Below are 13,459 nucleotides of genomic sequence, written 5' to 3'. Positions count from 1 at the left end.
ATGTAGGCCTCGTTCGCCTTGGAGCGATAGGCACTGTCCGCCCAGACCGTCGAGGCGGTGTTGCTCTTGTCCAGCAGGCCGCGGCGCAGCATCCGGCCGTCATGGCGACTGGCATCCGTGACCTCCCATGTACGGATGAAGCCGTGGCGGCGATCAATTCCGGCGTGGCTCTTGTAGCCGAAGACGGGGATGGCGATGTCGGCATGCTTTGTGCCGTCCTCGCGCAGGCGGGCCTTGCCGTAGACCAGGGTCCAGCGCGCATCGCGATCCTTCTGGCGCAGTTTCTCCGGTTTATCCGCCCAACCATCGGGTACGCGCCCGGCCTTGATCGCAAGCTTCTCGGCCTCACTGTTCCGCTGCCGGGGCGCAGAAACCAGGCTGGCATCCACGATCTGGCCCGACATGGGGATGTATCCAGCGTCGCGCACGGCACGGTCAAAGCGAGCAAAGAGCGCCTCGATGGCCCCGGCGCGTGTCAGCCTTTCGCGGAATGCCCAGATGGTCTTGGCGTCCGGCACCTTGTCGCCCAGGCCCAGCCCCAGAAAGCGCATGAAGGAAAGCCGGTCGTTGATCAGAAACTCGGCGCGATCGTCGGAGAGGTTGTTCTGCGCCTGAACCACCAGGACCTTGAACATCATGACCGGATCAAAGGGCGGACGGCCGCCCTTGGCGCCATCGCTATAACCGAGCGCCGCGAGCAAGTCTGCCCGGAACATCTCGAAATCCACCACCGCTGCAAAGGCCTCGAGCTGATCGCCAATGTCGCTCAGCCGCTGCAGCCGCTCCTCCACGTCGAACAACCCCGGAGCTTTCGCCATCCCTTGCCTCCCCGCGCGTCCACCAGCCCAGTGAATCATAAACAGGCCAGCGCCGCGAGGTTAATAGAGGTGCCCAGCTGGCCTGACCCGTGCTTTGCCTCGCGCTTCGGAAAAGCTTGAGCACTGCGATGGCACGGTTATGCTCCGATGGCGTCTCAATGGTGGTAGTGGACAGGTATACAAAAGATGGCGGATGACGTGACGGCGAAGAGCGACACCAGCATCGAGAAGGTGTCCCGCAGGATCGAGGAAAGCCGTGAGGAACTGATCGCCCTGACCCAGGAGCTGATTCGCATTCCCACGGTTAATCCGCCCGGCGACGCCTATCGTCCCTGTGCCGAACTGGTGGGTGAGCGCCTGCGCAAGCAGGGCTTTTCCATCGAGTATCTGCGCGCCGAAGGCGCGCTGGGCGACAGTGATCGCTATCCGCGCACCAACGTCGTCGCCCGCATCGAGGGCGAAGGCCCGGGCGAGACGGTGCACTTCAACAGTCACATCGACGTGGTGGAGGCCGGCAAGGGCTGGACCTTCGATCCCTTTGAGGGAACCGTGGCCGACGGACGGGTCTATGGCCGCGGGGCCTGCGACATGAAGGGCGGCCTGGCCGCCTCCATCATCGCAGTGGAAGCGTTGTTGCGCGAAGGCATCCCCTTTCGCGGCGCCATCGAGATATCCGGCACCGTCGATGAGGAATCCGGCGGCTATGCTGGTGTGGCCTGGCTGGCGGAGCGCGGTTACTTCTCAAAGCCGCGGGTCGACCACGTCATCATCCCGGAGCCGCTCAACGTCGACCGCGTGTGCCTCGGCCATCGCGGCGTCTGGTGGGCGGAGGTGGAAACGCTGGGCCGCATCGCGCACGGTTCCATGCCCTTTCTCGGTGTTTCGGCGATCCGCAACATGGGGCTCTTTCTCGACCTGATCGAGCGAGAACTCTATCCGGAACTGGACCAGCGCCGCACCCAGATGCCGGTGGAGCCTGAGGGAGCGCGCAACTCAACCTTGAACTTCAATTCCCTGCACGGCGGCCAAGCCGAAGGCTTTGATGGCCTGCCCAGTGCTTGTGTCGCCGACTCCTGCCGACTGGTACTCGACCGGCGCTTTCTGATCGAGGAGCCGCTGGAGCAGGTGCGCGGCGAGATTGAGGGGTTGTTGCAGCGCTTGCGCGCCGAGGTGCCGGATTTTGAGTATCGCCTGCGCGAGCTCTGGTCGGTCCTGCCCACCATGACGGATGAGGATGCACCGGTGGTCAAGGCGCTCGATGAGGAGATTCGTAGGGTGCTGGGCAAGGAACCACAGCACATCGCTTCTCCCGGCACCTACGACCAGAAGCACGTGGCCCGGATCGGGCACCTGCACGACTGTGTCGCCTATGGGCCGGGCGTCCTCGACCTGGCACATCAGCCAGATGAGTGGGTGGGCATCGACGACATGGTGGCCTCGGCCAAGATCATGGCAGCGGCCACGCTGCGCCTGACAGGCACACTTCGGGACTGAACTGCGAGGGGGAAGCAGGGACGATGCCCGTCGGACCACGCAATCTGATCACCGATGTTCCCGGCCTCACAGTCGGCAATGCAGACGATCACCGTGTGCGCAGCGGCGTGACCGTGGTCCTGCCCGATCGGGCCTGCCCGGCCGCGGTCGATGTGCGCGGCGGCGGGCCGGGCACTGCAGAAACCGACCTACTCGCCCCCTCAGCCACGGTGCCGCAGGTGGATGCCCTGGTGCTCTCCGGCGGCTCAGCCTTCGGGCTGGAAGCCCGTGCCGGCGTGGTTGGCTGGCTGGCGTCCCAGGGGCGCGGTTTCGAGGTGGCTGGCACGCGTGTGCCCATCGTCCCTTCGGCGATCCTCTTCGATCTCATCAATGGTGGCGATAAGGACTGGGGCGAGACCCCGCCTTACCGCGCGCTGGGGCGCCAAGCGGCCGTCGCGGCGAGTCACGATTTTCCCCTCGGCAATGTGGGAGCGGGGCTCGGCGCCAAGGCCGGTGCGCTCAAGGGTGGCCTGGGCAGCGCCTCCTGGGTTCTGCCCGATGGCACGAGCGTTGGCGCGCTGGTGGCGGTGAATGCCCTGGGCAGCGCGGTGGAGCCGGAAAGCGGCGCCTTCTGGGCCTGGATTCTGGAACAGGAGGGTGAGTTCGGCGGCTACCCACCGCCCGCGCGTCCCGTCGCAAGCCTCGATGCCACAGTTGGCGATGCGCCGCCGCAAGCCGGCGCAAATACCACCATTGCGGTGGTCGCCACCGACGCGCGCCTGGACAAGGTTGGTTGTGGCCGCTTGGCGGTGATGGCACAGGACGGTTTGGCCCGCGCCTTGCGACCGGTGCATTCGCCGCTCGACGGCGATACGGTCTTTGCCCTATCCACCGGACAGCGACCGGGGCCGGACGTGGTCGATCTGGCGCGTCTTGGGCGCGTCGCAGCCGACTGCCTCGCCCGCGCAGTGGCGCGCGGTGTCTGGGCGGCCGACAGTCTTGGACCCTATCCTGCCTGGCGGGAGCGCTATGGCGCTGCGGCGGAGAATGTCTGACAGGGGAGGATGGGGCAGGTGAAAAGAGTCAAGAAACAGGGGGTAGTGATGAAGCCATCGATGACGTTGCTTTCGGCCACAGCGCTGGCAGCGGTGCTGGCCGCGGTCTTGCCGCTGCAGGCACAGGCCCAAGAGGATGAACTGGTGCTGGGCATGCCCATCGAGCCGCCCAACCTCGATCCCACCAGTGCCGCGCCGGTGGCCATTCGCGAGGTGACCTGGCTCAACCTCTATGAAGGTCTGGTGCAGATCGACCGCAATGGCGAGGTGCAGCCGCTGCTGGCGGAGAGCTGGGAGGTCTCCGAGGATGGCCTGACCTATACCTTCCAGCTGCGCGAGGGCGTGACCTTCCATGACGGCAGCAGCTTTGAGGCCGAGGACGTCAAGTTCGCCTTCGACCGTGCCCGCTCGCCGGACTCCACCAATGCGCAGAAGCAGATCTTCGCGCCGATCGAGGAGATCGAAACCCCCGATGACCACACCGTGGTCATCACGCTCTCGGAGCCCTCGGGCAACTTCCTCTACTATCTGGGCTGGGGCGACGCGGTGATCGTGGCGCCGGAAAGTGCCGGGACCAACCAGACCGATCCGGTGGGCACCGGCCCCTTCAAGTTCGACGATTGGGTGCGTGGCGATCGGGTCGAGCTGTCCCGTTTCGAAGACTACTGGAACGCTGATGCGGTGCATCTGGACCGGGTAACCTTCCGCTTCATCAATGATGCCCAGGCGCAGGTGGCAGCCTTGCGGGCCGGGGACGTGCACGCTTTCCCGAACCTGGGCGCACCGGAGCTTTTCGCCGAGTTCTCCGGAGACGAGCGTTTCACTGCCGTGGCCGGCAACACGGAAGGCGAGATCGTGGCCGGTCTCAACAACCAGCGGTCGCCCTTCGACGACGTGCGGGTGCGCCAGGCCCTGATGCACGGCATCGACCGTTCGGTGCTGATTGAGGGTGCCTACGCCGGTTTCGGCCAGCCCATCGGCAGCCACTTCTCGCCCAATCATCCGGCCTATGTCGATACCAGTGGCGTGCTGCCCTACGACCCCGTGCGGGCGCGTGAGCTGTTGGCTGAGGCGGGCCATGGCGACGGCCTGTCGCTGACGCTGAAGACGCCGCAGATGGCCTATGCCAGCCGTTCCTCCGAACTCATCGCTGCGCTGTTGGCCGACATTGGCGTGCAGGTGGAGATCCGCCCGACCGAATTCCCCGCGCAGTGGATCGAGGAGGTCTTCTCCAACAAGGACTACGATATGACCATCGTGGCCCACACCGAGCCCCTGGACATCGATATCTATCAGCGGGATGGCTACTACTTCCAGTACGAGAATCCCGAATTCAAGGCCCTGATCGAGGAAATTAGCGTCACGCCGGACGAGGCCGAGCGCTTCGAACTCTATGCCCAGGCGCAGCAGACACTGGCCGAGGACGTGCCGGCGCTCTTCCTCTTCCAGCTGCCAAAGCTGGGCGTGTGGGATGCGCGTCTGGAGGGCTTGTGGGAGAGCACGCCGATGCCCTCCAATGTCGTGCGCGATGTGCGCTGGGTCGAATAGCGGCCCTGTTTGCTGTCCGGCCGCCTGTTCGAGCGAGCAGGCGGCCGGGAGGCGGCTGCTAATCCGGGTGTCGTGGGGCCGGGTCCTTTGAGGCCGAGCAGGGCATGATCTTTCTGTTGTTGCGGCGTTTCACGGCGCTGGCCATCACGCTGCTGCTGGCCTCGATCGCGATCTTTTTGGTGCTCGAGATCCTGCCGGGTGATCCGGCCGCGATTATGCTGGGCACGGAAGCGCGCGAGGACACCTTGGCCGCCCTGCGCCGCGAGATGGGGCTCGACCGCCCGGCATACGAGCGCTACCTGAACTGGTTGGGCGGCGCGCTGAGCGGTAACCTTGGCCTTTCGATGACCTACAAGGTGCCGGTCGCCGAGTTGGTGGCCGACCGTCTGGCGGTCACCTTTCCCTTGGCCTTCCTCGCCATCCTGATCTCCACCGCGATGGCGGTGCCCCTGGGCGTGATCGCAGCCGCCAATCATGAGCGCCCGGCCGACCACGGCGTCATGCTGTTCAGCCAGATCGGGGTGGCCATTCCCAACTTCTGGTTCGGCCTGCTGCTGATCCTGTTCTTCTCCAGCTATCTCGGCTGGTTCTCCGCCGGCGGCTTTCCGGGCTGGGACGATCCCGTCGCGGCGCTGAAAGCCTTACTTTTGCCGGCAGTGGCCCTGGCGTTGCCGCAGGCGGCGATCCTGGCGCGGGTCACCCGCTCATCGGTGCTGGAGGTATTGGGGGAAGACTTCGTGCGCACCGCCCGGGCCAAGGGACTGACCCGGCGCGTCGCCCTGCGCCGCCATGTGCTGCGCAATGCGCTCATCCCCGTGGTCACGGTGATGGGCATGCAGTTCTCCTTCCTGGTGGCCGGCGCGATCCTGGTGGAGAACGTCTTCACCCTGCCGGGCCTTGGGCGGTTGCTGTTTCAGGCCATGAGCCAACGGGACCTGGTGGTGATCAAGGACGTGGTCCTGCTGTTCGCCGCGCTGGTGATCGTGGTTAACTTCCTGGTCGATCTCGCCTATGCCTGGCTCGACCCGCGCCTGAGGCAGGGGTGATGACGGCCTTGCGCACAGTCGTCCGTCACCCGACGCTGAATCTCGGCGGCTTGGTCACGCTGCTGCTGCTGGGGACGGCGGTCGTGTCCCAGGTCTGGACGCCGGCCTCGCCGACGCAGATCCAGATCACCCAGCGCCTGGCGCCGCCGCTGCAGGCCGGTCTGCTCGGCGCCGACCACTTCGGACGCGATCTCACCTCGCTGCTGATGGTCGGCGCCTGGAACTCGCTCTCCATCGCCTTCGTCGCCGTGCTGCTCGGCATGGCCGGAGGCGTGCTGCTGGGCACGCTGGCGGCGGCCTGGCGCGGCTGGGCGGAGGAGGTGGTCATGCGTCTCGCCGACGTCACCTTTGCCTTTCCGGCGGTGCTCTCGGCCATCATGATCGCCGCCCTGATCGGCCCGGGCGCGACCACCGCAGTGATCGCCATCGGGGTCTTCAACATCCCGGTCTTCGCGCGCGTTTCCCGCGCGGCTGCGCTGCAGGTCTGGGAAAGGGACTTCGTGCTGGCCGCGCGTTCGGCCGGCAAGGGGCCGGTGCTGATCACGCTGCACCATGTGCTGCCCAATATCGCCGGGCTTTTGGTGGTGCAGGCAACTATCCAGCTTGCCCTGGCCATCCTGGCGGAGGCGGGCCTGTCCTTCCTGGGCGTAGGCATGCCCCCGCCGCATCCGAGCTGGGGGCGCATGCTGAGCGACGCCCAGACCTATCTGAGTCAGGCGCCGCACCTGGCGATCCTGCCGGGGCTGGCCATTGCGCTGGCAGTGCTGGGGCTCAACATGCTGGGTGACGGACTGCGCGACATCATCGATCCGAAACTGAGGCGCAAGCGCTGATGCTGGAGGTCCGCAATCTTTCCGTGGGCATCGCCACCCCGAGCGGCCCTCTGGCGCTGGTCGAGGAGGTGGACTTCCGCCTGGAGGCGGGGCGCACCCTGGGCATTGTCGGGGAATCGGGCTCAGGCAAGTCGATGCTGGCGCTGGCCCTGATGGGGCTGCTGCCGCCCGCCGCGCGCGCCAGCGGCAGCATCCGCCTGGAGGGTGACGAGTTGATTGGTCTGCCGGAGGCCGCGCTCTGCCGCATCCGCGGCAAGCGCATCGGCATGATCTTCCAGGAGCCCATGACCGCCCTCAACCCCGCCATGACCGTGGGCGAGCAGATCGCCGAGGGGGTGCAGTGGCATGAGAATCTGGGCCGCCGCGCCGCCCGGGCACGCGCGCTCGACCTGCTGCAGCGCGTGGGCATTCCCGAAGCAGCGCGGCGCCTCGACGACTATCCGCATCAGATGTCCGGCGGGCAGCGCCAGCGCGTCGGCATTGCCATTGCGCTCGCCTGCCGGCCGCGGCTGCTGATCGCCGACGAGCCGACCACCGCGCTGGACGTGACCGTCCAGGCCCAGATTCTCGACCTGCTGCGCGAGCTGGTGGCGGAGATGGGCATGGGGCTGATCCTGATCAGCCACGACCTGGGCGTAATTGCGGAAACGGCGGACGACACGCTGGTCATGTATGCCGGCATGCCGGTGGAGACCGGAAGCAGTGCGGCAATCTTTGCCCGGCCGGCGCACCCCTACACCCGCGGTCTCTTTCTGGCGATGCCTGGTCATGCCGGGGTGCCGGCCGGGGCAGGGCAACGCCTGCAGACCATTCCCGGCAGCGTGCCTGAGCCGGGCCGCCGCCCCTCCGGTTGCCGCTTCGCCGACCGTTGCGCCTATGTGATCGAGGCTTGCCGTGCCGCGGTGCCGCCCTGGGAGCCACTGCCCGGCGGCCAGCAGGCGCGCTGCATCCGTCTGGAGGAGCTGCCGTGAGCGGGCCCGCTGCCATGCCGTCCGGGACGGGTGCGCCGCTGTTGGTGGCCGAGGGCCTGGCGCGCCACCACCCACTGGCCCGGCCTCATCCCTTCGCCGAGCGGCCGGTCTTCAAGGCGGTGGACGGGGTCGACCTCACCCTGGAGCGCGGCGAGATCTTCGGCGTCGTGGGCGAGAGCGGCTGCGGCAAGTCCACCCTGGCCCGGCTGCTCATGGCGCTGGAACCGGCGACGGCCGGGCGCGTGCTCTTCGAGGGCGAGGATCTGCTGTCACTCTCGCCGGCCGCCCTGCGCCGGCGGCGGCGCGGCTTCCAGATGGTCTTCCAGGATCCCTACGGCTCGCTCGACCCGCGGCTGTCGGTCGCGCGGATCGTGGCCGAGCCGCTGCGCCTGCTCGCCGACGGGGCCGAAGGCCGCAGCCGGCGTGACCGTGTTTCCGAAAGCCTCCAGGCGGTGGGCCTGCAAGCCTCCGACGCGCGCAAGTACCCACACGAGTTCTCCGGCGGGCAGCGCCAGCGCATTGCCATCGCCCGCGCGCTGATCACCCGCCCATCACTCATCGTGGCCGATGAGCCCGTGTCGGCGTTGGACGTCTCGGTACAGGCCCAGGTGCTGAATCTGCTGCTAGACCTGCAGGAGAGCCACGGCCTGACCCACCTGCTGATCAGCCACAATCTGGCGGTGGTGGAGCAGGTCTGTCAGCGACTGGCGGTCATGTATCTCGGGCGCTTCGTGGAGACGGGACCGACCGCCGAGCTCTTCAAGGCGCCGGCCCATCCCTACACCCGGCTGCTGCTGGAGGCGGTGCCCAGCCCGGACCCAGCGCGCCGGCGCAGCCGTCGACCCATCGCCGACCCGGCCCCGGCACCCGCCGGCGGCTGCCCCTTCCAGCCCCGCTGTCCGCTCGCCGTGGCGCGCTGCCGCAGCGAAGCTCCCGAACTGCGCACCATCGCACCCGGCCGACAGGTCGCCTGCCATCAGGTATAGTTGCCGCTCATCCAGTCCTCAGGATGGATAGGCGACATGGCTGTGAGCCGCGGTGATCTGGTCCGGCAGCTTCACGATCTCGGCATCGCTCCCGGTGACACCATCATGGTGCACGCCTCGCTGCGCGCCCTGGGGCCCGTGGTGGGCGGGCCGGCCGAGTTGGCGGCGGCCTTGTGCGAGGCGGTGGGGCCGAAGGGAAGCCTCCTGGCCGTCGTCTCCTGGGAGCATTCGCCCTACGACGAAACGCTGAACGGCCGGCAGCTTTCGCCGGCGGAGCGCGACGCTTGGCCGGCCTTCGATCCCGCCAATGCAGCACCCCATCCCAGTTTCGGTGCGCTCAACCGGTTTTTGGTGCAGCTGCCCGGCTCACGGCGCAGCGGTCATCCCGATGCCTCCTTCTGGGCCTGGGGCGCAGCGGCCGCCGATCTGGTGACGCCGCACGAACTGGGCAGCGGGCTGGCGCCGGATTCGCCGCTGGAGCGTTTCCTTGCCCATGACGGCAAGGTGCTGCTGCTCGGGGCGCCGCCCGATTCAGTCACGGTGCTGCACTACGCCGAGGCGCTGGCCGACATCCCGAACAAGCGCCGCGTGTGCTATGCCGTGCCGCTCCTTGGGCCGGACGGCGGCACGGTCTGGCGGGAGGTGGAGGAACTCGACACCAACGGCATCCACGATTGCTATGCCGGCCCGGGCGCCCCGGATTCCATCGAGTTGATGGCGCGCGCCTACCTCGAGCAGGGCCGACACAAGGCCGGCCGCGTGGGATCGGCGCAGTGCCAGCTCATCGATGCGTCAGACATCGTGCGCTTCGGCGTGCAATGGCTGGAGGCGCGCCACGGGGCGCGGTGATGACTACAACGCCGCCCAGCCCGGCGGGGGTTCGCGGCCCGGGTGTACTGCGCCGCAGTTGGCGCAGCGCCGGGCGTCCTCGTCGGCGTAGAAGGCATCGAAAAGCGGCGGCAGGTCGGTGACGATGTTGGTCACCGGGACCTCGACGCGGTGGACGCGGCTGCCGCACTCGAAGCAGAACCACTCGAAGCCGTCCAGCGCCTGGGGCGGGCGCGGCGATTCCACCACCAGGCCGACGGAGCCCGGCACCGGCCGCTGCGGCGAGTGGCGCACGTGGGGCGGCAGCAGGAAAACTTCGCCCTCGCGGATCGGCACGTCATAGATCTTCCCGCCTTCTGCGACCTTCAGCAGCATGTCGCCTTCGAGCTGGTAGAAGAACTCCTCTACGGGATCGTCATGGAAGTCGACCCGCTGATTGGGGCCGCCCACCACCATGACCACCATGCCGGCCTCCTCGAAGACCAGCTTGTTGCTCACCGGCGGCTTCAGCAGGTGGCGGTGGCGTTCGATCCAGTCGCGGAAGTCGAAGGGCTTGAGGCGCGGGTGCGGGGTCATCGTCATCTCTCCTGTCAGCGCTGCAGACCACAGCCGTCGAAGGCCTCGCGGATCGCGGTTTTCTCTGCTTCGGTCAGCGGCAGCATGGGCCGGCGCACGGGGCCGCCGACTTGGCCCAGCAGTTCCTGCCAGTATTTCTGCTGTGCCTGCGGCTTGCCGCCGGGGCGCGTCGATTTGAGCGCCTGGCGCACCGGTTCCAGGCTGTCGCGCACCGCCCGGGCCTCCTCCGCCTTGCCGGCAAAGGCGAGGTCGGTGTACTCGCGCATGCGCCGGTCCTTCGCGGTTTGCAGCAGGTAGGGCGGGGAGGAGCAGAGGTAGAGCTGCCACCCCAGCTCCAGGATGTTGTCCAGCCACTCCTCCTCGCTGGCTGTGCTGACAATCAGCCGGTCACCGGCGATCTCGGTGAGGCGGGCGTACATCTCCCGCGGCACGGAATACTTGATGGCCACCACGTTCGGCAGTTCAGCAATCCGCGCACAGAGCTCGGGGCTCATGAGATAGCCGCTGTCCGGGTGGCTCCAGAGCGCGATGCCGATCTCTACCTGCTCCGAGATGGTGTGGTAGTACTCGAAGAGCGTCTCGTCGCGGTCGTTCACGAAGTGCAGGACCGGGGCATGCACCACGATGTAGTCGGCGCCGATGGCCTCGGCGTGCTGCGCCAGCTCGATCACCGTGTCCAGATTCTGATCGGAGCAGGACATGATGGTGCCGAAGTCGCGCCCGCCCGGGCGTTCCTTTGCCACCTCCACCGCCAGCTCGAAGCTGCGCTTGCGCTCAGGCACGGACATGGAGAAGAACTCGCCCTGCTTGCCGGCGACAAAGACGCCGTCGATACCCAGTTCGCCGGCCCAGTGGCGCAGGTTGGCCTTGAAGCCCTCCTCGTCCAGGGCGAGGTCCCCGGGCCGGAAAGGCGTCAGCGCCGCGGCCCAGATGCCCTTCATGTGCTCGCGAGCGTGGTCCTTGGCATCCTTGCGGCTGTAGCGCTTCATTCCTGTTCCTTTCGCAGTGCGCGCCAGAGCGTCTCGCTGCTCAGTGGCGGTTCGAGTATAGGCAGTTTGCCCGGCTTGAGCGCGTCGAGCAGGGCGTTGAGGATCGCCGGCGGCGCTCCGATGCTGCCGCTTTCGCCTAGCCCGCGCGCACCCAGCGGATTGCAGGGCGAGGGCGTGCTGTGGTGGCCGAGCTGCAGTGCCGGCATGTCGTCGGCGCGCGGCAGGGCATAATCCATCAGCGAGCCGGTGAGCAACTCGCCCTCCTCGTTGTAGACCAGCCGCTCCAGCAGCGCTTCGCCCAATCCCTGGGCGATGCCGCCGTGAATCTGGCCCTCGGCGAGCAGCGGATTGACCAGGGTGCCGGCGTCGTCGAGGTAGATCAGCCGCTCGATCCGTGCCGCGCCCGTCTCCTGGTCGATGGTGGCCACGGCCAGGCAGGCACCGAAGCCCCAGGCCTCCCCGGCAGCCTCGTAGACGATTTCGCTTTCGCAGGCATCGTTGCTCTTGCGGGCAAGCTCGGCCCAGGAGACATGGGCGTCACGATCGCTGCTGTGCAGGCCGGCCTCGTCGGTCAGCACCGCTTCGGGCTCGCAGTCGAGCAGGGCGGCGGCCTGGCGGCCAGCTTGTTCACGGCTGTTTCGCGCAGCCAGCAGCAGGGCGCTGCCGCCGATGGGTGTCGAGCGGCTGGCCAGGGCGCCGATACCTGCCGGTGTTCGTGCCGTATCACCGTGCAGCACCTCGACCTGTTCCGGCGTAACCCCGAAGACCTGGGCGACGATCTGCGCGAAGGCGGTCTCGCGGCCTTGTCCCTGGGCGCTGGAGCCGGTGGCGGCCTGGATGCAGCCGTCGGGCAGCAGGCTGACCCGGGCGCTTTCCCAGCCCTGGCCTGAAGGCTCCACGTAGCAGGAAAGGCCGAGACCGACCTTTTCGCCTCGATTGCGGCGTTGGCCGATTTCCGCGCGCAGGGTCTCATAGTCGCTTTGCGCCGCCAGCTCCGTCGTCAGCGCCTGGTAGTCGCTGGAATCGCGGCCGCTGGCGGCGTCGCCGGCCTGGCTGGGCGCGAGGTTACGCCGGCGCAGCTCCAGCGGGTCCATGCCGAGCTGGTCCGCTGCTTCCTCCACCAGCCGCTCCAGCAGCAGGGCCGCCTCCGGCCGGCCGGCGCCGCGATAGATGCCGAGCGGCGCGGTGTTGGTGATGACCGCGCGGCTGGTGACGCTGTAGTCGGTAATGGCATAGGGACCGGGCAGAATGCGCGCGGCGTTCCAGGCCGGCACCGCACCGCTGAATGGCATCCAGTAACCGAGCGGAAAGAGGAAGTCCGCTTCGAGGGCCAGCATGCGTCCCTCGCGGTCCAGGGCCAAGGTGCCGCGGCTTTCTGCACCGCGTCCGTGGGTGCCGGACAGCAACTCCTCGCCACGACTTGCAACCCACTTCACCGGCCGCCCCAGCTGCCGGGCGGCTTGGGCCACCACCACGTCCTCGGGATAGAGCGACGCCTTCAGCCCGAAGGCGCCGCCCACATCCGGCGCGATGGCCTGCACCTGCTCCGGCTCCAGCCCGAGGATCGCCGCCATGTCACTGCGCAGGCGATGCGGTGTCTGGGTGCCGGACCAGAGTGTCAGGCGGGCCGCCGTAGCGTCCCACTGGGCCAGCGTGGCCCGCGGCTCCAGCGAACTGGGGGCAAGGCGCGGGTGGCAGATCTGCGCCTCGACGACGACGGCAGCGGCATCGAAGGCCGCGCGGGCGTCACCGCGGCTGTAGTGTCGCTCGACCGCGAGATTGCCCGGCACCTCGGGATAGAGGCTGTCGCCCGCCAACGCCGCCGTCGGTGTGAGCAGGGTAGGCAGCGGCTCGATGTCGAGGTCGATTTGCTCCAGGGCATCCAGGGCGGCGGAAAAGGTCTCGGCCACCACGGCGGCCACCGGCTGTCCCAGGGCCTGGACGCTGTCGTCGGTCAGGATGGGGAAGGGTGGCGGCTGCACCGGGCCGCCGATGGGGTTCACCGGCAGGCGCCCGAGACCGCGCACATCGGCCGCGGTCAACACCGCCACCACGCCCGGCAACGCGCGGGCCGCGGCGCAGTCCAGTCCGGTGATGCGCCCGCGGGCAAGCGGGCTGCGCAGAAAGACCAGGTGCAGGCAGCCCGGCGGCGCGTGATCGTCAATAAAGTGTCCCTGCCCACGCAACAGGGCGGCATCCTCGCGGCGCCGCAGGGGCTGGCCCATTACGCTGTCAGCCGGGCGATGCGATGCGGAGACGGGCGAGGCGGACAAGGAGGTAACTTCCCTTGATATGGTTTGAGCCGGCGCAGTGTGGCGCAAGCGAGGCGGGAGGGA

At 67.9% G+C, this 13,459-nt stretch carries 12 protein-coding genes; 8 read left to right on the top strand and 4 right to left on the bottom strand.

The annotated features are described in order from the left end of the window. A partial coding sequence (locus P2G67_RS14775) for an IS5 family transposase (RefSeq protein WP_275824023.1) occupies nt 1-818 on the bottom strand: 818 nt, incomplete at its 3' end. 186 nt (nt 819-1,004) lie between these two features. Here P2G67_RS14775 and P2G67_RS14770 point away from each other — a divergent pair. The 8 genes from P2G67_RS14770 (at nt 1,005) to aac(3) (ending at nt 9,579) form a co-directional block, all read left to right on the top strand. After that, a complete protein-coding gene (locus tag P2G67_RS14770) occupies nt 1,005-2,312 on the top strand; it encodes an acetylornithine deacetylase/succinyl-diaminopimelate desuccinylase family protein (RefSeq protein WP_275824022.1) in 1,308 nt (435 codons plus the stop codon). A 23-nt stretch (nt 2,313-2,335) separates the two neighbouring features. Next, nucleotides 2,336-3,346 (top strand): P1 family peptidase, encoded by a 1,011-nt coding sequence (locus P2G67_RS14765; RefSeq protein WP_275824021.1) that lies wholly within the window; start codon nt 2,336-2,338, stop codon nt 3,344-3,346. 60 nt (nt 3,347-3,406) lie between these two features. After that, nucleotides 3,407-4,894: an ABC transporter substrate-binding protein gene (locus tag P2G67_RS14760; protein ID WP_275824020.1), complete on the top strand. Its 1,488-nt coding sequence runs from the start codon at nt 3,407-3,409 to the stop codon at nt 4,892-4,894. A gap of 104 nt (nt 4,895-4,998) precedes the next feature. Continuing rightward, nucleotides 4,999-5,940, top strand: coding sequence for an ABC transporter permease (locus tag P2G67_RS14755; RefSeq protein WP_275824019.1), 942 nt, complete (start codon nt 4,999-5,001; stop codon nt 5,938-5,940). Then, on the top strand, nt 5,940-6,773 hold the full coding sequence (locus tag P2G67_RS14750) for an ABC transporter permease (protein WP_275824018.1): 834 nt from the start codon (nt 5,940-5,942) through the stop codon (nt 6,771-6,773). Before P2G67_RS14755 ends, P2G67_RS14750 begins: the two co-directional genes overlap by 1 nt. Next, a complete protein-coding gene (locus tag P2G67_RS14745) occupies nt 6,773-7,744 on the top strand; it encodes an ABC transporter ATP-binding protein (protein ID WP_275824017.1) in 972 nt (323 codons plus the stop codon). The genes P2G67_RS14750 and P2G67_RS14745 overlap by 1 nt, the downstream gene beginning before the upstream one ends. Then, a complete protein-coding gene (locus P2G67_RS14740; protein ID WP_275824015.1) occupies nt 7,741-8,730 on the top strand; it encodes an ABC transporter ATP-binding protein in 990 nt (329 codons plus the stop codon). The genes P2G67_RS14745 and P2G67_RS14740 overlap by 4 nt, the downstream gene beginning before the upstream one ends. Nucleotides 8,731-8,766: 36 nt before the next feature. Beyond that, nucleotides 8,767-9,579 (top strand): aminoglycoside 3-N-acetyltransferase, encoded by an 813-nt coding sequence (gene aac(3), locus P2G67_RS14735; protein ID WP_275824014.1) that lies wholly within the window; start codon nt 8,767-8,769, stop codon nt 9,577-9,579. Nucleotides 9,580-9,582: 3 nt separating this feature from the next. Here the strand turns inward: aac(3) and P2G67_RS14730 are convergent, their stop codons facing one another. From P2G67_RS14730 to P2G67_RS14720, 3 genes are read right to left on the bottom strand one after another with little or no spacing between them, the layout of a single operon-like run. After that, the gene (locus P2G67_RS14730) at nt 9,583-10,134 is read right to left on the bottom strand and encodes a 3-hydroxyanthranilate 3,4-dioxygenase (RefSeq protein WP_275824013.1); all 552 of its coding nucleotides are present in this window, start codon (nt 10,132-10,134) and stop codon (nt 9,583-9,585) included. Between the two features lie 14 nt (nt 10,135-10,148). Further along, nucleotides 10,149-11,123 (bottom strand): dihydrodipicolinate synthase family protein, encoded by a 975-nt coding sequence (locus P2G67_RS14725; protein WP_275824012.1) that lies wholly within the window; start codon nt 11,121-11,123, stop codon nt 10,149-10,151. Continuing rightward, a complete protein-coding gene (locus tag P2G67_RS14720; protein WP_275824011.1) occupies nt 11,120-13,396 on the bottom strand; it encodes a xanthine dehydrogenase family protein molybdopterin-binding subunit in 2,277 nt (758 codons plus the stop codon). The genes P2G67_RS14725 and P2G67_RS14720 overlap by 4 nt, the downstream gene beginning before the upstream one ends. Nucleotides 13,397-13,459: the final 63 nt, after the last annotated feature.

Origin of the sequence: Aquibaculum arenosum (assembly GCF_029222965.1) — a bacterium.
Taxonomy (GTDB): Bacteria; Pseudomonadota; Alphaproteobacteria; order Kiloniellales; family DSM-21159; genus Aquibaculum; species Aquibaculum arenosum.
The sequence above is the reverse complement of the archived record's forward strand: the minus strand, read 5'-3'. Positions and strand labels throughout refer to the sequence as shown.

Excerpts from the sequence above, each read along its gene's own strand:
- P2G67_RS14770 (WP_275824022.1), top strand. The coding sequence starts at position 1,005 with ATGGCGGATGACGTGACGGCGAAGAGCGACACCAGCATCGAGAAGGTG.
- P2G67_RS14765 (WP_275824021.1), top strand. The coding sequence starts at position 2,336 with ATGCCCGTCGGACCACGCAATCTGATCACCGATGTTCCCGGCCTCACA.
- P2G67_RS14760 (WP_275824020.1), top strand. The coding sequence starts at position 3,407 with ATGACGTTGCTTTCGGCCACAGCGCTGGCAGCGGTGCTGGCCGCGGTC.
- P2G67_RS14755 (WP_275824019.1), top strand. The coding sequence starts at position 4,999 with ATGATCTTTCTGTTGTTGCGGCGTTTCACGGCGCTGGCCATCACGCTG.
- P2G67_RS14750 (WP_275824018.1), top strand. The coding sequence starts at position 5,940 with ATGACGGCCTTGCGCACAGTCGTCCGTCACCCGACGCTGAATCTCGGC.
- P2G67_RS14745 (WP_275824017.1), top strand. The coding sequence starts at position 6,773 with ATGCTGGAGGTCCGCAATCTTTCCGTGGGCATCGCCACCCCGAGCGGC.
- P2G67_RS14730 (WP_275824013.1), bottom strand. The coding sequence starts at position 10,134 with ATGACCCCGCACCCGCGCCTCAAGCCCTTCGACTTCCGCGACTGGATC.
- P2G67_RS14725 (WP_275824012.1), bottom strand. The coding sequence starts at position 11,123 with ATGAAGCGCTACAGCCGCAAGGATGCCAAGGACCACGCTCGCGAGCAC.